Consider the following 20813-nt stretch of genomic DNA (forward strand, 5'->3'; position numbering starts at 1 on the left):
GCCAGGCCGCAAGCTCAAGCCTGATTCAGCAGCAGGGTGTCGCCGCGGCCGACCGCGTAATACATCAGGCCAGCGGCCTTCATGGCGGCGGGCTCGAACAGGTTGCGGCCATCGACCACCACCGGGAAGCCGAGCTGGGACTTCAGCCACTCGCCATCCAGGGTGCGGAATTCCTTCCACTCGGTGCAGATCACCAGTGCATCGGCGCCCTTGACGGCCTGCTGACGGTCCGCGACCAGCACCAGCTCATCGCGCTCGCCGTAGATGCGGCGGCATTCCTTCATGGCTTCCGGGTCATAGGCCTGCACGGTCGCGCCCGCCGCCCACAGCGCTTCCATCAGCGTGCGGCTCGGCGCATCGCGCATGTCGTCAGTGTTGGGCTTGAAGGCCAACCCCCAGACGGCGATGGTCTTGCCCTTGAGGTCGCCATCGAAGGCCCGCGACAGCTTGTCGAACAGCGTGACCTTCTGGCGCTTGTTGACGGATTCCACGGCGGTCAGCAGCTCGGCTTCATAGCCGATCTGACTGGCGGTACGCGCCAGCGCCTGGACATCCTTCGGGAAGCAGGAGCCACCATAGCCACAGCCCGGATAGATGAAGTGGTAGCCGATGCGCGGGTCACTGCCGATGCCGCGACGCACTTCCTCGATGTCCGCCCCCAGGCGCTCGGCCAGATTGGAGATCTCGTTCATGAAGCTGATCTTGGTCGCCAGCATCGCGTTGGCGGCGTACTTAGTCAGCTCGGCAGCACGCACGTCCATGAACATCAGCTTTTCATGGTTGCGGTTGTAGGGGGCGTAGCATTCACGCATGCGCTCACGCACGGCTTCGGAATCGGTGCCGACCACGATGCGCGCGCCACGCGTGAAGTCGTCCAGTGCCGCACCTTCCTTGAGGAATTCCGGGTTGGAGCAGACATCGAAATCGACGCTGGCACCACGGTCCTTGAGCACGTCCTTGACCCGCGCCTTGACGCGGTCCGCCGTGCCCACCGGCACGGTGGACTTGTCGATGATGACCTTGTAGTCATTCATGTGCTCGCCGATGGTGGTGGCGACGGACAGCACGTACTTGAGGTCGGCACTGCCGTCTTCGTCCGGCGGCGTGCCCACGGCGATGAACTGCAGCACGCCATGTTCGACGGCTTCACGCGCGTCGGTGGTGAAGCCCAGGCGACCGGCTTCCACGTTGCGCAGCAACATGCCTTCCAGGCCCGGCTCATAGATGGGAATCTCGCCCTGCTTGAGACCCTCGATCTTGGCGGCGTCCACATCCATGCACACTACGTCGTGGCCGACGTCGGCCAGGCAGGTGCCCGTGACCAGACCGACATAACCGCTTCCAAAAATCGTGATCTTCATTGATGTCATCCTTGCTGGCCTTGTCGCCAGATCGTGTCGTGATACTTGAAGTGAAACGAGATAATGACGGCTGAATCCTGGGCACATCTGACGGCTTTCCAGCGACAATCGAGGCGGACTCCAATGGCATTTCGCCATCAATTCCTGCTCTCTCGGCTCTCTCTCGGCTCTCTCTCAAGAGATGTCTTCGCAGGCGGAATATCTCGCCTTTCTTTGCCGAAAATGAAATGCCGACAATGTCCTGTGCAAGGAACTCAACCCCCATTGAACCGCGATATTTCGTGACAGCGGCGCGAGGTTGCCCAACCCACGGGCCAGGCGGCTCGCAGGGTGATTGCAGGTAGACTGCAGTTAGCTCGCAGAGATAAGACGCGCTGCTTGAGTCAGTGACGGGCAGTCATCGCTACCCGAAGTGTGGCTCTGTTATAAAGCAACTTCGTGAAAAGTCATCCTGTCGGGCGCAATATGATCCAAAACATGACCCTAGATAACTTGTGACTTATCTTTCTGATCTTGCCTGTCGCAACCTCCCTCATATGCCGCTCGATCAATTGACTACCCGAGCGGCAATGGCCACCTCATGGATGGCCATGCCTTCGCGCTAGAGCCGTCATCAGATGAGAGCCATCAGCCAATGAGAGCCATCAGCCAATGAGAGCCATCAGCCAATGAAAGCCATCAGCGGTGCGGCGGCCATCAGCGAAAGTAATGCTTCGCGAAGGTCGCCAGGTGGCCATGCTTCATGGCGACCGGCGCCTTGCGCAGGAAAAAGGCCAATGACAACGGCGAGAAACGACTGCCGGTGGCGCGGGCAAACATGCGCCCCTTGGTGCGCGCCTTGGCCGGCGTGCTGTAGAAGTCGCTGCCGGAGGTGACCCCCGCATGAGCGACGATGCCCAGATTGGCACGCATCAGACGCGCGCCCTGACGACGCGCATCACTCAGCACGATGAACTCCTCGCCGGAGGGTTGATCGGTGCCCAACCCGAACTGTTCATCGAAGCGTGCATGGAACTGGCAGAGATCCAGCGCCATGTCCACCGAGCGCACGCGCGCCAGTGACATCAGGCTGTGGGTCTTGAAGGACACCGGCGGCGCGGGCCGATCCGGGTCCCGCTCATGCAGCGGGAAGGCCTTGACGTGGGGGAAGCTGATCGCGGCCGCTTCGGTGCAGGTGAAGGCTTCCATCACCAGCGCGACAGCCTGGGGATGCAGCTCGATATCGTCATCCAGCACATAGGCGTAACGCGTGGCACAGGCGGCCAGCGCCGTGTTGCGACTCTTCGACAGCCCTCGCCCGTCGATCGCCAGGTACTCGAAACGGCTATCGAAATTGGCCAGCGCGTACTCGCGATATTGCTCGCGGCGCGCGGGGTCTGACAGCTGATGCACGATCAGGAAACGCGCCCCGGGCAGCGCATCATGACGCGGCACGCTGTAAAGGCCGTCATCCAGCGTCGAGATCAGGAAGGTCAGCTCCGGCACCTGGCGACGCGCGCTGTCATCCACCTGGCGTGCGCCGACCAGCACACGCGGGCGTGAATCGAGGGTCGGCTGCGCGCTTGCATCGGCGTGGCGGGAAGCCGCCGTGGACCCGGTGGAAGGTGTCGCGGACGCCGCGACATCCTGTTCAACGATGTTTTGCATAACCGTTCACCGCGTAATGGACAAAGTTGCGACTGGCGCTGATCACATCCATCCCCAGCACCTCACGATACAGGCGCCACTGATAGGCGGCGGCCTTGAACTTGTTGGATGACACGCTGCTCTCGCGACGCGTATAGCGCGCCAGCGGTTCCGGCATGCCCTGCGCCGGGCCCAGCTGACCGATGATGATCAGCCACAGCGCCAGGTCCTGACGCTTGCGGATCGTCGGCATGTAGAAGCGCCCGTAGCGACCGGCGTCATAGATGGCGGTCAGGCAGCCGATGGAGTTGGAGCGCAGCATGTCGTCACGCGTCAGGCGCTCGGGCGGCGCGAAGTACGAGACGTGCTCGCCCTGCTCATCGACCATCTCGTAGCCGGTGTAGGAAAGCCCGGCGCCGGTGTCCTGCATGAAGGCGATCTGGCGTTCGATCTTCTCGGGCAGCCAGGCATCGTCGGCATCCAGAAAGGCGATGTAGCGGCCCTTGGCCTCGGCGATGGCACGGTTGCGCGCCCGGCCCGGGCCACCGTTGGTGTCGGTTTCCAGCACGCGGATCTCGACGCCAGCGGTGTCCAGCGCCGCGAAGTCGTCACGCAGACGACTGGCGGCGCCATCCGGCGAGGCATCGTCGCTGATCAGGATCTCGCGTACCGGCTCGCTCTGGGCCAGTACCGAATCGACGGCGGCATGCAGGCGGCGGTCATAGCCGTAGTTGGGCATGATGACGGAGACATCAGCCATGGGCCTTCTCCTCAAGCGGCTGTCGCTGAACGCGACGCGAGTATGTGTCTGGGCGCGTGTCTGCGGATGAGTCCTGACGCGCCTGCTCGCTATCCAGCGCATCGCCGGGCGTTGGCGGCGCGAGACGCGAGATCAGACGCTGGTATTGCGGCAACACCGCGTGCGCGCTATAGCGGTCAAAGCTCTGCCAGGCACCGTTCGAGAGGCGCAGCAGAAGCTCGTCATCGAACTCGAGGCGCGCCAGCTCGTGGGCAAGCTCCGCGATGATGGCGGCATCCTCACTGCCATCCGCCTCCGCGCTGAGCATCCCGTCGCGGCCATGCTCGATCAGCGCCAGCGGGCCGGAACGCACCGGGCGCGACAGGCACGGCAGTCCCTCACGCTTGGCCTCGATCACGTTCATCGGCAGGCATTCGCGCTCCGAGGTCAGCAGCAGCAGGCGTGCACGCCGCAGCTCGGGGGAGACATCCCTGAGCGCGCCGGTGAACAGCACCTGAGTGCCGGCAGGCACCGTGCTGTCGTTGGCGCCCTGGAAGGCACGCAGGCCCAGCTCGTTGCACAGCGCCAGCAGACGTTCACGCTCCGGGCCGTCGCCGACCACCACCAGGCGACCGCGACGATAGCCGGAATCCGCGAAGGCACGAATCGCCAGATCGAGACGCTTGATCGGCGCCAGACGCCCGACCATCACCACATCGACCTGATGCTCGCAGCCGCTGCGTGCCTCGTCCGCCCGCTGGTCATCCAGATAATTGGGGATCACCGTCGGCGTGAGGCCGCGGCGACGCCAGCATTCGGCATCGACCTCATTGAGCACCTGCAGCACATCGAGGTGGCGATAGGCCAGCTGCTTGACGATGCGTTTGGCACGGCGATCGTGATGATAGGCGCTGTGCTCCTGGGCGATGATGCGCGTGCGCGGACGCGGGCGCCCCTCGGCATCGACGCCACCGGTGCCGCGTGCCGCCAGCTGCGCCGCCAGATGGAAGGCGAAGTAGCCACTGACCATCACCTCGATCCGCTCCTCCAGCATCAGGCGACGCAGATGCGTCACCCAATGGCGGAAGTTCTGGCGCGTGCCGGTGGCCGGCAGCCCGAGGGTGCGATATTCGACACCCTCCAGACGCCCCCAGTAGGGCTCGCCTTCGCGCACCGAGACCAGCGTGACCCGGTGGCTGGCGCTCAGGTCCCGCGCCAGACCATGCATCACCTTCTCGACGCCACCACAGGCGCTGATGTCCTGAATCAACAGAGCGACATGTGTCATATCAGGCTCCTCGCACGACAGGCTCGTTGTCCGCCGTGTCGTGCTCCGAGGCCGGTGCATCTGCGGCCACGGCAGCGGACGCCGTGTCAGCGGCCGCCTCAGGGGTGGTTGACCTGGGTGTCGCCGGCGTCGGGAAGGCAGCATCGTTGAGCTTCAGTTCACGCTGGCCCCAGACGCCGGCACGTCCCGGTGCACGACGCAGGAAGTCACGCGTGATGTCGGCGGTGATCGCCAGCTTCTCGGCGATGACGCGCTCGGCCAGCGCCGGGAAGGCCTTGTCGGCGACCAGCGCCTCGATATCGGCCACGATGCGCGCCGGGTCGAAGTTCTCGATGTCCTGGACGCTGTCGCCGAGTCCGAAGTCACGCATGATGCCCGGCGCCTTGGGCCCGCAGTAGGACAGCGCGTAGACCGGCGTGCCGGACATCAGCGCGAAGATGACCGAGTGGAAGCGCGTGCCGACCAGGAATTGGGCATCGCGGTAGAGATCAACCAGCGCATCCGGGCTCGGGTCGCCCTGCACCAGCTCGATGCGCTTGGCCAGGTCTTCACCGCCGTCAGCGGCAGCCAATGCCTTCTGCAGGTGATCGAAGACCAGCTGGGAGATGCGCTGGTCATTCTCGATATCGGTCGGGCCCAGCACATGCGGTACCACCAGCAGGCGCTCGATGCCCAGACGCTCGCGGGATTCCAGCAGTGAGCGCGACAGCACCTCGACACGTTCGGCGAAGGCTTGCTGATCCAGGCCCCACCAGTCGCGCAGGGTGATCACGGCGTACGGCGAGGCCACGCCATTCGGCGCCTTGACCTCACCGTGCTCGTCACTCGGGCGCGGCGCCATGGCGAAGGCCATGTCGGTGCCCAGCAGCGCATGTGGCAGCTTGGGGTCGGCCTTCTGGGTCATGGCGTGGGTGATCTCCTCACGCGAGACCACCAGGCAGTCGCTCAGGGTGCGCAGGAAGAAGCGCTCCTGGGCCGGGGTCTTGAACGGGCCGAAGGAGTGACCCAGCAGCAAGACGCGCTTGCCGGCCTTGCGGGCCAGCATCACCGGCGCCAGATAACCGATCAGCGCCAGCCATGAGGACAACGTCTTCTTGAAGCTGCCGTTGTGGAAGATATGACCGCCCTTCACGACCACCAGGTCCGCGGCGTCGATGATGTCGTTGCCACTCTTGCCCTGCTTGCCGAACATCATCTTGGCGCCCAGGCCGAGCAGCGAGGTCACGAAGCGCAGCTTGTCACGCATCGGCGGCATCAGCGGCTGGCCGACGGTGAGGCGTTCACGGTAGCGGCGACGGATATGGCGGAAGGGTCCGCGCTCGGTGGCGAACACCTGATCGTCGATGGGCAGGATGTCGATGCGGTGGCCTTCGGCCTTGGCCACACCGGCACCGGAGACATCGCTGCGGCCCTGTTCGGCATCGATCAGCTGATCGAGAAAGTCGATGGTGCCCATCAGGATGGCGGAGTCGCCCTTGTTGTCGTCATGCCATCCGTGCGTCATGCATATCTTGGCCATGCTGTTCGTCCTTCTGTCCGTAATGTCGCGATTCGGAACGCGCGATGCCTGAGGCTGTGTCCAAACGCCTGGCATCGCCGTCATGTCATCAACCGGAAGGCGCAGGTGCTGACCTTCCGATTCCTGCTGCGTGTGAGGCCTTGTCAGGCTCAGGCACTCGCCGCAGCGTTGTCTTCGTGTGCCTTGCCACTGCGGGAGAGTGATGGCTGGAAGAGGATCGCCATCGCCAGCATCACCACTTCGGCAGCAACCGGCACACACAGGAAGAGGCTGTAGAGATCGACGCCCAGAAGGCTGCCGGTGTCGCCGGACGCGCTGCCCAGCGAGTGATTGAGTGCCGCGATCGCAAGCCCGCCGCCGACCACCAAGGTGGCGCCGGTGCTCTGGCACAGCAGACGCTTGCCGTTGAGGCGCAGCGCCGCCAGGCGCGTGAAGGCGCAGGTGACGAAGGCGTGCACCAGATAGACCAGCGCGAAGGCGCGCAGCGTCAGGGTCAGACGCGGGTAGGCGCCGCTCAGGAAGTGTTCCGCCAGCCACGGCGCGATCAGCGCCAGCCCTCCCGCCACCGGCAGCGCGAAGCCGCTGGCAATGACCAGGTACTCCTTGAGGCGCGCATCGCCGTGGGTCAGCTTGGGCAGGTAGTAGCGATACAGACTGGTGGGGAAGACATAGAGCGCGAACACGATGGAGGTCACCACCGAGACACTGGCCACCTGAGCGGGCGCAAACGCCAGCCCAGCCAGAATCACCCACGCCTGCAGGTAGGCGAACGACATCAGGTTGTTGTAGAGGAACCCCCGTCCACGCGCGAAGTCCGCCTTGGATGGCAGGCGGCGCTGGCTCGCGGCGTCGCTATCGACCGCCTGAGCATCTGCCGCTGCATCATGTGACAACCACATGCCCAGCAGCATCACGATGACCAGCGCGATAGCGCTGACCATCACGAAGGTCGGCACCGGCGCCAGGCCGAACATGCCGGCGGGGGTGGTCAGGTCAGCGCTGAACTCGGCGCCGGTCACAAGCGCGACGCCCTGATGGTAGAGCGCCGGGCCCGCGGCGCAGGCGACCGCGATCGCCACCGCCAGCGAGATCAGCACCGTCATCAGATTGACGCGCCCCAGGCGTTCCTGACGCTGCAGGCGTGAGTTGATCATCTGCAGACCGACCTGCTCCGCCGCGGCGCGCAGCGCACAGAAGGCGAAGATGAAGGCCGACAGGCCCAGCAGCGGCGCGATGCCGACGGCGAAGCCGATCGCCAGCAAGGCATACAGCGAGATACCGACGCCCATCCAGCGGCGCAGCGCCGCGCCACTGGCGCCATCGCGGGTGACCAGCAACACCTCGTTGCCACCCATGCGCGCCAGTACGCCCAGCAATACCGCGTAGTTGAGGGCCAGGGCGTATTCACCGAAGGCCTCCGGTGCCACGGCACGCGCCAGCAGCAGGCCCGCGGCGGAGGACAGGCCGCGCGCCATCAGATTGAACAGCGAGAAGATCAGCGCTTCGCTCATGACTGGCCTCCGTTGCCGACGACCAGCGCTTCATCGCTCAGGAAATAGAACTCGTAGTTGTTCAAGAAATCGTGGTCCTGATTGCCGGCCGCCACCTTCAGCGACATGAAGAACAGCGCCATCATCAGCATGCCGCTGATCAGGCTGGGCAACAGCTTGTCGCGAAAATGCTCGATCACGTCACAGATGACGAAGATGGCGAACGGCAGGAAATAATAGCTGGCACGTGCCACATGCTCACCGTAGGTGATGAACAGGGTGTAGAGCGCCACGCCGATGAACATCAGGTTGAAGGCCCAGGGGTCCAGTGACAGGCGGAAATGCTTCCACAGCACCAGGGTGCCCAGGCAGATCAACAGGTAGATGACGTAGAGCTTCTCGCCACCGCCGGAGAAATCCTCGAAATAATGCGCATACAGGCCCAGCGCACTGAGAATGCTCTTGGCCAGCGGCCCGGCCACGAAACACAGTGGCAGCAGCCCCAGGTAGAGCCAGAACGGGTAGGCACTGCGCAGCAGCGGATAGATCACCAGCAGAGGCAGATAGAGTGCCAGGGTGTAGTGGAAGCTGGTGCCGACGAGCATCAGCACCAGCGCGGGCAGCCGCATGCCACGCTCCAGACACGCCATCGCCAACATGAACAGCGCAATCGCCACGTGCTGCTTCACGAACCCGAAGGCCGACAGATAGATCAGCGGCAGGCAGACGAAGAACAGCAGACACCAGGCCAGATTGCGACGGCTCATCACCAGTGCCGAGACGAAGCACGACACGTAGAGGATGGCGGTGATGATGAAGAACAGCTGCGGCTCGCCCCAGGCCCGCGCCATGCGTGCCAAGGCAGCAGGTGCGGGCTCGAGAAAGCTCAGGTCGACCTGCCAGGTGGCCATCTGGCGGTACGAGAAGTAGTCGTACCCTGCGTCGTAACGCAATGCCATGAACGCCAGACACAGCCCACCGGCCAACCAGGCACCCACCAGGCGGGTGCGCTCGTTGGCGGCCAGCGGCAGGATTGCCACCAGCAGGGCCATGAAGCCGACGTAATAGCCACTGACGGTCAGCATGCTCAGCGTGCCCCGAAGCCGGTCAGCATGGTCTTGATGGTACGGCCGACGATCAGCAGGTCGAGCCACACGGAGAAACGCTTGATGTAGTAGAAGTCGTGCTCGAGCTTCTCGCGGGTCTCATCGGCGTCAGAGGCATAGCCCTGAGTGACCTGCGCCCAGCCGGTGATGCCCGGACGGACCACGTGACGGTAGTTGTAGAACGGAATCTGTTCGGCGAATTCATTCACGAACTTGACCTGCTCCGGACGCGGGCCGATCAGGCTCATCTCGCCCTTGAGCACGTTGATGAACTGCGGCAGCTCATCGATGCGGGTCTTGCGGATCACGCGACCGATGCGGGTCACGCGCATGTCATTGGCCTGAGCGAACTGGGCGCCGGTCTTCTCGCTGTCGTGGCACATGCTGCGGAACTTGAACATGCGATACGGACGACCGCCCTGGCCGACACGCTCCTGGACGAAGAAGACGCCACCCGGCGAATCGAGACGGATCAGCACGGCGGTCACCAGGCAGATCGGCAGCACGAACGGTGCCACGGCGAGCACGGCCAGCATGTCGAACAGACGCTTGAACAGCTCATATTCACTGTTGGGGGCCAGCTGACCGAAGCTGTTCTCACGCACCTGATCGAGCTCGACACGCCCGGTCAGCGACTCGCGGACTTCGCTGGCGTCATAGACCGGAATGCGATGCAGCACGCAGTTGGCCAGGAAACGCTGCCATTCTGCCGGCATCTCGGCTTCCAGGTCGGCGACCACGCCGTTGTAGCGCTCTTCGCCCAGGTCCGGCGCGCGCATCAGGTTCCAGCGTGCCCCACGGGTGGTGAACAGGCTGCGATAGTCACCGAAGGGCACCACGGCCAGCTTGCGGATGCGGGTGCGCTGCTCGGCCCAGAAGCCGATGGAGCAGATCAGCATCGCCGCCAGCCAGGAGCTGCCGAGCACGATGCGGCTGAAGCGCAGATCCAGCGCGATCAGCACGCTCATCGCCAGCAGATAGCTGATGGTGATGGCCGGCAGCACGTAGGCGAAGGCCTTGGCGCCGGGGTAGCGCGACATGTGACGAATCGCCTGCAATGCGAGCAGGAAACCGCCGCTGGCGGCGATGACACTGTGCATGCGCATCTCGCTGACCCACGGGCGCAGGCCATTGATCAGCAGCAGCGGGACACCCACTGCCAGAATCAGACCGACGATGGCCTGACACAGCGAGTTGAACATCAGTCGCTCGTACATGCGGGAGTGGCGCTGACGCCCTTCCAGCCCGGAGCTTGCATGGTTCGTCGTGGTATTCATATGCCGTTACCCCCTTGGCTTGCGTTCGTGTTGTGGTTCCGTTCATCACGCTCGGAGCCGCTGGTGCCGTCGCTCGACGGCGTGCTACCCGATGCTTCACCCGTAGTGCCTCGGCTCTCGCCTCGACTGCCGATCCCCACTGCCAACGAGGCACGCAGTCTCAGACATCGGGTTCGCGGGCTCTTTTGCAAGTGGCTGCTAACCCTTGGCACCACCCTGGTACTGATAATCGTGATAGCTGTAGCCATAGCTGTAGGTCGTGGTGGCCTTGCGCTCGACCGCATTGAGAATCGCGCCATCGACCTGCACGCCACTGGAGGCGAAGCGCTCCAGCGCCGCTTCGATTTCCTTGGGCGAGTTATGCATGAAGCGCGTCACCATCACGCTGACACCACACTGCTTGCCGACGATGGCGGCATCGGTGACGGCCAGGATCGGCGGCGTATCGACGATGACCATGTCGAAGTTGGCGCTGGCCCACGACAGCAGGTCGCTGAAGCGTGACTGCAGCAGCAGCTCCGACGGATTGGAGGGCGAGGTACCACGCGCCACGTAGCACAGGTTGCTCGGCGCGCCATTGGCGGCCATACCTTCGCCAAGCGCCGCAGAGGCGGGCTCGGACATCGCCAGACTCGGATCGGTGATGCCACGCACGATGCTGTCGCGGTCGGCCTTGCCGAGCAGGAAGTCGCTCAGGCCCGGCGCGGCGTCGTTGTGCTGTACGCCAGCCATGCTCTGGTGGACATGGCCACGGCGCATGTCGGCATCGATGACCAGTACCCGATTGCCGGCCTGGGCGCAGACGGCGGCCAGGTTGGCGGACACGAAGCTCTTGCCGATGCCCGGGCTGGGGCCACAGATCATCAGGCGATTGTCGGGGGCTTCCATCATCGCGAAGTGCAGGCTGGTGCGCAGACCGCGCAGGCCCTCGATGGAGAGATCCGCCGGATTGCGAATCGCCAGCAGCCCCGGCGCGACATTGTCATTGGACGCGGTGGCGACACCACGCCCAGTGAAGCGCTTGAAGCCACGCGCCAGACGACGGTTGAGGCGTGCCTGCTCTTCGGAGAGCGGCAGGGTCGCGTGGACGTTGAGGCCCAGATCAGACAGCTCCGAGGGCGTCTCGATACCGCGATGCAGCATGGAGCGCAGTAGCACGAAGACCACCCCGAGCATGCCGCCCAGCAGGGTCGCGATCACCACGATCATCGCCTTGCGCGGGCTGATCGGATGCGGCTGTGCGACAGCCTCGTCCAGAATGCGGATATTGCCGATGGTGCTGGCCTGGGCGATGTTCATTTCCTGGGTCTTGTTGAGCAGCTGCACGTAGATCTGCTGATTGACCTCGACTTCACGCTCCAGACGCAGGATTTCCTGCTGGGTGTCCGGCAGGTCACCGACCTGCTTCTCCAGCTCCTTGCGGGTCTGCTGCAGGTCCGCACGCTTCTTGCGCAGCGCCACGTAATTGGGGTGACTGGGATTGAACTTGCCGGACAGCTCCGCCTCTTCCAGCTGGGTCTCGTTGATCTGATTGTCGATATTGACCAGCTGCTCGAGCACCGACTTGGTCTCGAGATCCAGATTCACGCTATCGCTCTTGCCGCGATAGGCATTGAGACGGTTCTCGGCCACTTCGAGGCGCTCACGCACCGTCGGCACCTGCTTCTTGAGAAACTCGAGCGACTTCTCGGCTTCGGCGGACTGACGCTCGATGTTCTGCTGCTTGTAGGTATCGGTGATGCGCTGCAGGGTCTGCTGGGTGCGCAGCGGGTCTTCGCCGACCAGCGCCAGGCCCAGCACACCGGTTTCCTTGCCCATCTCGGCCACCGCGAAGCGCGAACGCAGCGCGTTGGTCGCTTCCAGAGTCGACTGATGCATCAGCGTGAATTCAGCGCCCCTGGCCGCGTCCAATGCGTTGACCTTGAGCGTCACCTCGCCCAGCGGGCCATCAAAGCGTGAGGCTTCACCGACCACACCGGTGCCCAGCGCATCGCCGTCGTACTGCAATTCGTACTCACCGCCCTCTCCCAGCGACACGAGCGTCAGCGGCACATCGTCCCAGGCCGCCGGCACTTCGAGACTGTCCACGTCGATCGACTCGCCAGCCCAGACCATGCTGGAACCGGCAAGCCAGCTCGGACGCGCGAATTCGTGGGTGCGCAGGAAGGTGCCGATCAGCGGGTACTGATAGGGCTTGACCACCAGATCCAGCTGTTCCTTCTTGACCGTCTCGCCCAGCACCAGACGAGAGGTGATGATCTGGATCTCGGACTCGGACGGTGGCGCCTCGCCACGCAGCAGGCTGGAGACATCACGCAGCGGGTTCATGTTGCCGCCGCCCTCCTCGACCTGCACCAGCGCATCGGCCTTGTAGATCGGAGTGGCCAGCAGCGCGTAGAGCACCGCCAGCACGGTGAAGGTGCCGGTGATCAGCGCCAGCGTCAGACGGCTGTCATACAGCTGGCCCAGCATGCGGCCGAGATCAAGACTGGTGCGCGCGGGCACGCTTGACGACTCGCTGGCCGAGGCCTGACGCGTGGTGTGGGAATTGCGGTTCGACATCGTTGGGTCACTCTCCTGGTGTCCTGCCCGGCCACGGCGGTGCCGGGCAGGGACGCCTTGACGACCCCTCGCCTTACTGGCCGAGGGTATCGAGGTTGTCCTGGATTTCGGTGCTGTAGTAGATGGAACTCACCGTCGGCAGCAGCTGGGTGATCACACGATTCCAGCGCGAGACCGGTGCGGCGGTGACATAGACGACGTCCTGCGGCTTGAGACCGAAGTCCGCGCCCAGAATCAGCGCCGTGGAATTGCGCGCATCCAGCTGATAGACGGTGGCCAGCTTCTCGGGGTCTTCACGATCACGACGGATGACGAAGATGCCCGACGCATCGGCGGAGTTTTCCTTGATGCCGCCGGCACGCGCGATGGCATCGGTCAGCGAGATCGGGCTTCTGCCCAGCGGCAGGCTGATGGACTTGTCCACCTCGCCCATCACGAACACCTTCTGGGTACCGACATCCGGCACGTAGAGGGTGTCGCCATCCTTGAGCAGGCGGTCATTGCCCGCCTCATCGGTGGCGCCATTGCGCTCGGCCAGCAGCTCATAGAGGGAGATGGTGGTCTCTTCGCCATTGCGCTTGAGCACCACGTTGTGCCAATCGGCGTCTTCGGACAGACCGCCCGCCGCCGCGATGGCATCCAGCAGGCTCAGCGGCACATCGCTGATCGGTTGCACGCCGGGAGACTGGACCTCGCCGGTGATCCGCACCTTCTGACTGCGGAAGGCGGCGACCTTGACGTCGATCTGCGGCGCATTGAGGTAGGGCTGCAACTTCTCGCCGAGATCACGGCGAATCTGGTCCAGCGTCATGCCACTGACCTTGACGCGACCGACATAGGGATAGAACAGCGTGCCATCGGCGTGCACGACGTTGCCGGCTTCCTGCGCACTGCGCTCGGAACCCGTCGGCAAGGTCAGCTCGGGATGGTCATAGACGATGATGGTCAGGATGTCGCCGGGGCCGACACGGTACTGATAGTCCGGTGCCAGGCTGGCGCGCGTGCTGCTGTTGAGCTCCTGGGTCAGCGCCTTTTCAAGCTCACGACGCTGCCTGTCATCGCCATTGGACTGGCGTGATTCGGCGTCTGCGCGCGCCTGGGCCTTGATCAGGCCAAAGGTGATGGGCTCCACATCGACGATGTCGTCCACCGGCGCAGCGCTGGTGTCGTAGTCGATGTTGCCACCGGGGGCGAAGACGCACCCGGCGAGCCCGGTGAGGGCGCCGATGCTCAAGCTGGCGCCCAGAAGTCGTGCTATCAGTGCATTTTTCATCTGAAGTCCGTTGAGTCGACAGGCCCGACGACCCGGCACCCCAGTGCCATGATCATCGCGCCTTCCCCCGCCGCACATGGCCGCCGGGATGGATTCGATAACGTCTTCAGTTCCTGCTGCGTCATGCGTGTCGCCGGCCTTGCCTGGCGTTCACGCGGCTGCCGAGGGTGGACCCTCGTGCATTTGGATACCGGACCCTGGCGGTCTCGGCGTCTTGCGACTGGCGATTTGCGACTGACTGCTGCGATCTCATCCACGCTGCACCAGTGTGATCCGCAACGCTTACAGCGATATTTCCGCCATATGAATCATGCACATGGCTTGTCATATCCCGCCGTCATCCCCAGTCAGAATGTAGGCGCATCGTTCAAGATGCTCAGAACACGCCCCTGAACCGCAATCGACGATGCTCAGACGGTAGGTGCATTCAATGTGCTTTCCACTTGCGGCTCTGACACCACTCTCTGCATGGCGGCCTTCATGCCACTCTTGCTGTCATTTGGGCAATATCTTCAGCGCCATTGCAGAGCGAACTTTCTGTAGTTTTTTTACCGAAATTCGGCACACCTCTTTCGACCACACCCCACGACCCATGGAGCTGCCAGAAGATTTGCCGATGAATCGTGAACACCAATGCCGTGGTATCGACAAGCATTGGTTCACGCCATTCGTGGCGTTTTTGACAAGGTGACCAAACCCTGTCTGCCGTGCATTTTACCTGATACACGCCTCCCGCCAATCAGCGCTCTGTTACAAAAATCCAATAAAAACATTGGTTTGTAGCGCCTCAAGTACGCTCGATGTCGCCACTTCCACGAAAGACGCGTTGCCGATGACAGACACCCCAACCCCCATTTCGTCGGCAATGCGACACACTCAAGCGCAAGATTCCAGTCGCCATGCGGAACCCGTCTGGCGTAGCGCTCGGTGGATCATCGACAGTCACGTCGCCAATCATCCACACCCCAATTACTCTTTTTTACATAAATAATCCTCAAGCGATCAACGCGAATAATACGCAAGGCTTCCCGCTAGACAGTTCACATATTCTCGTTAACATGAGCCTCGCTTTGCCGTGACTCATCGGCTTCATGTCTGTGCGGAGAAGGACTTCCTGCATCAACCACTCAGCGGCTGACACCTGACAGGACTGTCAGGCGCAGACAGCGAGGCGCAACGATGAATGTCGGCAAGCACATGACCAGGGAATATGGGCATGACAGGAACACCTCAGGACGAGGTCGCGCCACGGAGGATGCCAGGGATGGCGTCAGGGACGGCGCTCTTCTCCTCTATCGATATCTTCAGCAGCAGGTTGGATGATCGCCAGCATCTGCTGGCAGCCTCGACGCCGATGCCTCAGTCCTTGAGTCATCACGTCGTGGTCTGACATCCCTTCCTGGTCGGCTGACCGCCGACAATGCTCATCAAGGAGAGTTATCCATGCGCAAGACACATCTCGGAGCCATCATCGGCCTGACAGGTGCCCTGCTTCTCGCTGGCAATGCCATCGCGGAAGAAGAAGCACCTCAGGGTGCGACCGGCACCACCGGCACGACTGGCACCACCGGCACGACTGGTACTACCGGCACGACTGGGACTACCGGCACGACTGGGACTACCGGTACGACTGGGACTACCGGCACGACCGGCACCACTGGTACGACTGGCACCACCGGCACCACCGGCACCACCGGCACCACCGGCACCACCGGTACTGTGCCGACAGGTAGCGCAGCCGGCACCGGCACTGCCAGCCAGAATGCCACCGGCAGTGTGACGCCGAGCGCCAGCAGCGGCAGCGTCGCTGCCGGTGCGGCCACCGGCACCGTCGGCGGTGGTACCGGTACCACCGGAACAACCGGCACCACTGGTTCAACCGGGACTCGCTGATGAAGACGGCACGTGCGACGCAACGCTTCACGTTCTCAAGCCCTGCGCGGGGCACGGCGGCCACCTCGGTGGTCTCCCGTGCCCTGCGCAGCAGGTCGTTGGCGGCATTCGGCACCCTTGCGTGTCTGGTGTCGCTTTCCGGCTGTGCCCAGATCGTCTCGAGTTCGCTTGGTGACGTGATGGGCAAGGACGAGTTTGACGCCACACGTGCCAGCGAGCTGCCCTATGCCTCTCTCAAGCTGAAGCATGCCAACAGCACCGCGCTGGTCGTGCTGGCGACGCTTGAAGGCAATGGGCGCATCGCGCGTTTCGAGAGTCGCGACCGCGGCATCCTCGAATTGCGTGATGGCGTCCTGTCCGCCACTTCAGGCTTTGCGCGTGATGTGGCGGACAGGCGTGAGCAAAGTACTACCGGGCGCGCTCTGGCGCGTCCGGCCTGGTTGATGGCCAGTGGCACGACCTATCAGGTCAGTGTCAGTGCGCTGTCCCCCTACCCGCGTCGGCTGGAGCGTCAGGATGCCGCCTCCACCGGCAGCCAGCGCCAGGACGACGTCGCCGTGATGCAGGTACACGAGGCCACGGCGCGACTCGAATGCGAGGCCGCCGCCCCCTATTCGTTGCCGCTGGCAAAACTGCCGCTGCAGCACTGCCGCGAGATTCTGAACTGGGACGACGGCAGCACCACACGCAATGACCTGTGGCGCGACGAGAATCGCATCTGGGCGGCCGACATGACGGCCTGGCCCGATGGCCCGCGGTTCGGTTGGGAGGTCGCCAAGGCATGGTGATTCCCGTCTTCTCATCGCTGGCCCGTCTGAACAGGGCCGCCATCCTGCTGCCACTCGGGCTGAGCACACTGCTGGCCGCGCCCCTGTCGAGCGCTGATGACACCCCGCTGCCGTTCAGCGCCGCGAGTACGCCGCTGGCCAGTCAGGTGCTGCAGGCGCAATGGGATAGCCTCACGCCATCCCAAGCGCTGGATTGGCGCTACAGCTTCGTCAGCACGCCGCTGGTCCGCCAGCAGATGGCCGCGCGGGCCAACCGCGTCAGCGCCGAGCTCGAACTGATCGCGGCGCGCTACGCCGTCGGCGCGAAGGAAGATAGCTCTCAGGCGCGTTACGCCGAGGCATTGCAGGCCTGGCAGGCCTATGTCGAGCAGGGCCGCGCGCCAGGCACCCACTCACCTGATGCTGACGCCGTGCTGGCGCGCCTGCCGGGTCAGCTCGACCCGCGCCGCGACATGCGCGATGGCCCGCAGGCGATCCGCATCGCTCCGGGCATGGTGGTCGGTGCCTGTCAGGCACCGCGCAGCGTGGTGATTCTGGACGCCACCGGCGTTCACGAGCGCAAGTGGACGCCGAATCTCAGTCTGGACGCGCTGATCGACGAGCGCGCCGCTGCCGGCGGTATCGGGCCAGCCGTCGAGGTCAGCCTGGTGACGCCGCAGGGCCAGGTACTGACCCGCCCGGTGGCAAGCTGGAATCGTCTGACCAGCGGCGATGCCGACCTCCCCGTCGCCCCCGGCGCCAGCGTGGTGATCAGCACGCCGGGCATCGACACCGCGCAGCAGTGGGTGAACGAGGCGCTACCGGCCTGGCTTGCCAGCCGCCTGCCGGGCCATGCCTGCCAGAGCTGGCAGCTGGACGCCGCGAAGCTTTCGACACCGCCGCGCTAGCCGTCGAGGATGCCCCGGCGCAGCACACTGCGCCTGCCCCGCGAACCCAATCCCTTATTCACGTACGTGAGCCCCTGGCTTGCGTGCATGCGAGACGCCCATGTCGAGTCCTTTTCGCCCTGCCAATCACCTTACGCACTCAAGCCCCGAGCAGCGCCCTGCCCTGGCACGCAATGGCTGGCTGGCACTCGGCATGGCGGGTGGATTGCTGGGCGCGCAGATCGCCCATGCGGCGACCGGTGAATCCCAGAGCGACTTCGGTGGTGTGGGTCTGATGCAGACGCCCACGGCGCGCTTTGCACCCCAGGGCGAATTGAGCTTCACCTACAGCCGCACCCAGCCCTACAAGCGGTTCAGCGTCAACGCGGCACCCTTCGACTGGATGGAGCTGGGCTTTCGCTATGTCTCGGTGGAGACCGTCAGCTATGGCGCGGCCGCCCCAGACCGCGATTACCTGGATAAATCCTTCGACACCAAGTTCCGCCTGATGCAGGAAGGCCGCTATCAACCCGAAGTCGCGGTGGGCCTGCGAGATCTCGGCGGTACGGGCCTGTTCAGCTCCGAGTATCTGGTCGCCAGCAAGCGCTACGGCGACTTCGATTTCAGTCTGGGCCTCGGCTGGGGCTATCTGGGCACGCGTGGCGACTTCAGCAATCCGCTGGCAGTGGTGAGAAGCAGCCTCGAGACGCGCAGCGACTCGACCAGCGATGACGGCGGTGACTTCCAGCTCGGCAGCATGTTCAGCGGCAGCCCGGCCGTCTTCGGCGGCATCGAATACCAGACGCCCTGGGACCCGCTGACCCTGATGCTGGAATACGAAGGCAACGACTATTCCGACGAGCCACTGACGGTGGAGATCGAACAGGACTCGCCGGTCAATCTGGGCGCGACCGTCAAGGTCAATGACAACCTGTCGCTGCATGGCGGCTGGGAGCGAGGTAACACCGCCATGCTGGGGCTATCGCTGTCGACCAATCTGGCCGGGCTTGCCCAGGCCAAGGACGACGGCACACCGGAAGCGGTCGCCCCCAGCACCCACAGCCGTTATCGCAACGACCAGACACCCGAGGCCTTCCGCGTGCGCTCGCTCAATGCGGACGCCTCCTCGGGCACGGCATCCTCCGCCTACACCGCCAGCGCCGCCCAACCGGCAGGCGTGGCGGCAGAGCCGTCGGCCCATGAAGAGCCGTCAGTAGGTCAAGAGCCCTCCACTGAACAACAAGGCACCCTGCTGACACTCAGCTCGTTCGGCGGCGCGCCCGCGGATTCCCCGCTCGAGCCGGGTACGACTGATGGCTCCCAGGCAGAAAAGCTCCCGCGTCTTGCCGAGGTCGACTGGGACGCGCTGGCCGATACCCTGCGTGCCCAGAGCGGCCTTGAGGTGTTACAGTTGCGGGTCGAGGGCGACACCTTGATCGTCGAGGCCGAGGCGACGCGCTTCCGTGATGATCTGCAGGCCGAAGGCCGCGCCAACCGCGTGCTGCACAACCGTCTGCCCGCCGATATCACCACCTTCCGCTATCGCCTGAGCAGCAATGGTCTGGCGCTGCGCGAAGACGGTCATCCGCGTCAGCCCTTCGTGGCCGCCGCCAATGACCGTCGCTTCGGCGCCGAATACGAGCACTCCATCACCGCCCATGCTGCCTCGCCCCGTGCCAGCTCGCCCAATGGCGCCGATGATGCGGCACGTCAGGCGTCAGGGGATGGTGTCAAGCTGGCACGCGAGCCGTTCGGCTTCAGCTGGGGCTTCTCGCCGAGCCTCAAGCAGAACTTCGGCGGCCCCGATGGCTACCTCTATCAGCTCAACCTGCAGCTGGACGCCCTGTGGCGTACAGACCGCAATGGCTGGTTCACCGGCGTGGCGACCTATCAGCTCGCCGACAACTTCGACAGCTACGAGTACATCGCCGACTCCGAGTTGCCGCGCGTGCGCACCTATGTCGGGGAATACATCAAGGAAACCGACCTGGGCATCACCAGCCTGCAGTACAACCGCACCCACCAGTTCGGGCGCGACTGGTACGCCCAGGCCTACGGCGGCATTCTCGAGATGATGTATGCCGGGGTCGGCGCCGAGCTGCTCTATCGCCCAATGAACAGCTCGCTGGCGCTGGGGCTGGACATCAACCGCGTCCGCCAGCGCGAGTTCGACCAGCAATTCGGCCTGCGTGACTACTCGGTCACCACCGGTCACGCCACTGCCTACTGGCAGTCCGGCTGGCACGATGTGCTGGTCAAGGGCTCGGTGGGGCGCTATCTGGCCGGCGATGTCGGCGCGACGCTGGACCTGTCGCGCAGCTTCTCCAACGGGGTCAGTGTCGGCGCCTGGGCGACCATGACCGATGCCGGCGATGACTACGGCGAGGGTAGTTTCGACAAGGGGCTCTACGTCAGCATCCCGCTGGATGCCTTCTTCACCACCTCCAGCAAGGGCAGCACCGGCTTTGCCTGGGCACCGCTGACCCGTGATGGTGGCGCACGCCTCAACCGCCGTTATCAGCTCTACGACATGACCAGTGATCGGGACCCCGAGGCGTACTGGGATGGCATCGACAAGGTCTACAAGTAATCCGTGCGTGAGTGTGTTTCACTTCCGGCTGAAGCGTGCCGATGTTGGCGCCTGACTCACTGTGGCTGATCCTGACCTGATGAATATTCCGATTACCGACGTATCGCCGTTCCATGGCGGCGATATGATACCTGTGAACCCCGAGATCACCTGCAGCAACTGCCAGGCCTGCTGCTGCCGGCTAGAGGTCATCCTGCTCACCGATACCGGCGTGCCGGACTACCTGATCGACGAGGATGAATGGGGCGGCGAAGTCATGCGCCGCCTCGACGATGGCTGGTGTGCCGCCGTCGACCGCGAGACGCTAATGTGCACCATCTACGACCGGCGCCCGCAGCTGTGCCGCGATTACGAGATGGGCAGCCCGGAATGCGAAGACGAGCGCCTGGAAAACGGCCTCGATCAGTAGGCCGCCTGCCAGCGCTCGTCCTGGTT

Annotated in this window: 16 protein-coding genes; 5 read left to right on the plus strand and 11 right to left on the minus strand. The window is 64.0% G+C overall.

Annotation, left to right across the window (positions count from 1 at the left end; translation table 11 throughout):
• Positions 1 to 14 precede the first annotated feature (14 nt).
• From CDPAHKCJ_RS02105 to CDPAHKCJ_RS02155, 11 genes are all read right to left on the minus strand, one after another.
• Positions 15 to 1361, minus strand: a complete 1347-nt coding sequence (locus tag CDPAHKCJ_RS02105; RefSeq protein ID WP_166018444.1) for a UDP-glucose/GDP-mannose dehydrogenase family protein — start codon at positions 1359 to 1361, stop codon at positions 15 to 17.
• A gap of 696 nt (positions 1362 to 2057) precedes the next feature.
• On the minus strand, positions 2058 to 3008 hold the full coding sequence (locus tag CDPAHKCJ_RS02110; protein ID WP_166018446.1) for a glycosyltransferase family A protein: 951 nt from the start codon (positions 3006 to 3008) through the stop codon (positions 2058 to 2060).
• Positions 2992 to 3747 (minus strand): glycosyltransferase family 2 protein, encoded by a 756-nt coding sequence (locus tag CDPAHKCJ_RS02115; protein WP_043334128.1) that lies wholly within the window; start codon positions 3745 to 3747, stop codon positions 2992 to 2994. Before CDPAHKCJ_RS02115 ends, CDPAHKCJ_RS02110 begins: the two co-directional genes overlap by 17 nt.
• On the minus strand, positions 3740 to 5014 hold the full coding sequence (locus tag CDPAHKCJ_RS02120; RefSeq protein WP_166018448.1) for a glycosyltransferase: 1275 nt from the start codon (positions 5012 to 5014) through the stop codon (positions 3740 to 3742). The genes CDPAHKCJ_RS02115 and CDPAHKCJ_RS02120 overlap by 8 nt, the downstream gene beginning before the upstream one ends.
• A gap of 1 nt (position 5015) precedes the next feature.
• Complete coding sequence (locus CDPAHKCJ_RS02125) at positions 5016 to 6533, minus strand: polysaccharide pyruvyl transferase family protein (RefSeq protein WP_166018450.1); 1518 nt, start codon at positions 6531 to 6533, stop codon at positions 5016 to 5018.
• Between the two features lie 149 nt (positions 6534 to 6682).
• Complete coding sequence (locus CDPAHKCJ_RS02130; RefSeq protein ID WP_166018452.1) at positions 6683 to 8044, minus strand: hypothetical protein; 1362 nt, start codon at positions 8042 to 8044, stop codon at positions 6683 to 6685.
• Positions 8041 to 9108 (minus strand): EpsG family protein, encoded by a 1068-nt coding sequence (locus CDPAHKCJ_RS02135; protein ID WP_166018454.1) that lies wholly within the window; start codon positions 9106 to 9108, stop codon positions 8041 to 8043. Before CDPAHKCJ_RS02135 ends, CDPAHKCJ_RS02130 begins: the two co-directional genes overlap by 4 nt.
• 2 nt (positions 9109 to 9110) lie before the next feature.
• A complete protein-coding gene (locus CDPAHKCJ_RS13320; protein ID WP_054556262.1) occupies positions 9111 to 10406 on the minus strand; it encodes a sugar transferase in 1296 nt (431 codons plus the stop codon).
• Between the two features lie 198 nt (positions 10407 to 10604).
• A complete protein-coding gene (locus tag CDPAHKCJ_RS02145; protein ID WP_166018456.1) occupies positions 10605 to 12968 on the minus strand; it encodes a polysaccharide biosynthesis tyrosine autokinase in 2364 nt (787 codons plus the stop codon).
• Between the two features lie 73 nt (positions 12969 to 13041).
• Positions 13042 to 14241 carry a polysaccharide export protein gene (locus tag CDPAHKCJ_RS02150; RefSeq protein WP_166018459.1) on the minus strand — a complete coding sequence of 400 codons (1200 nt, stop codon included), beginning with the start codon at positions 14239 to 14241 and terminating at the stop codon, positions 13042 to 13044.
• A 478-nt stretch (positions 14242 to 14719) separates the two neighbouring features.
• Positions 14720 to 14896: a hypothetical protein gene (locus CDPAHKCJ_RS02155; protein ID WP_166018460.1), complete on the minus strand. Its 177-nt coding sequence runs from the start codon at positions 14894 to 14896 to the stop codon at positions 14720 to 14722.
• A 788-nt stretch (positions 14897 to 15684) separates the two neighbouring features.
• On the opposite strand from CDPAHKCJ_RS02155, the gene CDPAHKCJ_RS02160 reads away from it, so the two are divergent.
• The 5 genes from CDPAHKCJ_RS02160 (at position 15685) to CDPAHKCJ_RS02180 (ending at position 20787) form a co-directional block, all read left to right on the plus strand.
• Complete coding sequence (locus CDPAHKCJ_RS02160) at positions 15685 to 16134, plus strand: hypothetical protein (protein ID WP_166018462.1); 450 nt, start codon at positions 15685 to 15687, stop codon at positions 16132 to 16134.
• The gene (locus CDPAHKCJ_RS02165) at positions 16134 to 16922 is read left to right on the plus strand and encodes a YjbF family lipoprotein (protein WP_166018464.1); all 789 of its coding nucleotides are present in this window, start codon (positions 16134 to 16136) and stop codon (positions 16920 to 16922) included. The genes CDPAHKCJ_RS02160 and CDPAHKCJ_RS02165 overlap by 1 nt, the downstream gene beginning before the upstream one ends.
• Positions 16916 to 17809, plus strand: a complete 894-nt coding sequence (locus CDPAHKCJ_RS02170; protein WP_166018466.1) for a hypothetical protein — start codon at positions 16916 to 16918, stop codon at positions 17807 to 17809. The genes CDPAHKCJ_RS02165 and CDPAHKCJ_RS02170 overlap by 7 nt, the downstream gene beginning before the upstream one ends.
• Positions 17810 to 17909: 100 nt before the next feature.
• A complete protein-coding gene (locus CDPAHKCJ_RS02175; protein ID WP_166018468.1) occupies positions 17910 to 20378 on the plus strand; it encodes a YjbH domain-containing protein in 2469 nt (822 codons plus the stop codon).
• Positions 20379 to 20502: 124 nt separating this feature from the next.
• The gene (locus tag CDPAHKCJ_RS02180; RefSeq protein WP_205700765.1) at positions 20503 to 20787 is read left to right on the plus strand and encodes a YkgJ family cysteine cluster protein; all 285 of its coding nucleotides are present in this window, start codon (positions 20503 to 20505) and stop codon (positions 20785 to 20787) included.
• The last annotated feature ends 26 nt before the right edge of the window (positions 20788 to 20813 follow it).

The organism is Cobetia sp. MB87, from assembly GCF_011319755.1.
Lineage (GTDB): Bacteria > Pseudomonadota > Gammaproteobacteria > Pseudomonadales > Halomonadaceae > Cobetia.

Coding starts and splice junctions, on each gene's coding strand:
- CDPAHKCJ_RS02105 (WP_166018444.1), bottom strand. CDS start 1,361: ATGAAGATCACGATTTTTGGAAGCGGTTATGTCGGTCTGGTCACGGGC.
- CDPAHKCJ_RS02110 (WP_166018446.1), bottom strand. CDS start 3,008: ATGCAAAACATCGTTGAACAGGATGTCGCGGCGTCCGCGACACCTTCC.
- CDPAHKCJ_RS02115 (WP_043334128.1), bottom strand. CDS start 3,747: ATGGCTGATGTCTCCGTCATCATGCCCAACTACGGCTATGACCGCCGC.
- CDPAHKCJ_RS02120 (WP_166018448.1), bottom strand. CDS start 5,014: ATGACACATGTCGCTCTGTTGATTCAGGACATCAGCGCCTGTGGTGGC.
- CDPAHKCJ_RS02125 (WP_166018450.1), bottom strand. CDS start 6,533: ATGGCCAAGATATGCATGACGCACGGATGGCATGACGACAACAAGGGC.
- CDPAHKCJ_RS02130 (WP_166018452.1), bottom strand. CDS start 8,044: ATGAGCGAAGCGCTGATCTTCTCGCTGTTCAATCTGATGGCGCGCGGC.
- CDPAHKCJ_RS02135 (WP_166018454.1), bottom strand. CDS start 9,108: ATGCTGACCGTCAGTGGCTATTACGTCGGCTTCATGGCCCTGCTGGTG.
- CDPAHKCJ_RS13320 (WP_054556262.1), bottom strand. CDS start 10,406: ATGAATACCACGACGAACCATGCAAGCTCCGGGCTGGAAGGGCGTCAG.
- CDPAHKCJ_RS02145 (WP_166018456.1), bottom strand. CDS start 12,968: ATGTCGAACCGCAATTCCCACACCACGCGTCAGGCCTCGGCCAGCGAG.
- CDPAHKCJ_RS02150 (WP_166018459.1), bottom strand. CDS start 14,241: ATGAAAAATGCACTGATAGCACGACTTCTGGGCGCCAGCTTGAGCATC.
- CDPAHKCJ_RS02155 (WP_166018460.1), bottom strand. CDS start 14,896: ATGCTTGTCGATACCACGGCATTGGTGTTCACGATTCATCGGCAAATC.
- CDPAHKCJ_RS02160 (WP_166018462.1), top strand. CDS start 15,685: ATGCGCAAGACACATCTCGGAGCCATCATCGGCCTGACAGGTGCCCTG.
- CDPAHKCJ_RS02165 (WP_166018464.1), top strand. CDS start 16,134: ATGAAGACGGCACGTGCGACGCAACGCTTCACGTTCTCAAGCCCTGCG.
- CDPAHKCJ_RS02170 (WP_166018466.1), top strand. CDS start 16,916: ATGGTGATTCCCGTCTTCTCATCGCTGGCCCGTCTGAACAGGGCCGCC.
- CDPAHKCJ_RS02175 (WP_166018468.1), top strand. CDS start 17,910: ATGTCGAGTCCTTTTCGCCCTGCCAATCACCTTACGCACTCAAGCCCC.
- CDPAHKCJ_RS02180 (WP_205700765.1), top strand. CDS start 20,503: ATGATACCTGTGAACCCCGAGATCACCTGCAGCAACTGCCAGGCCTGC.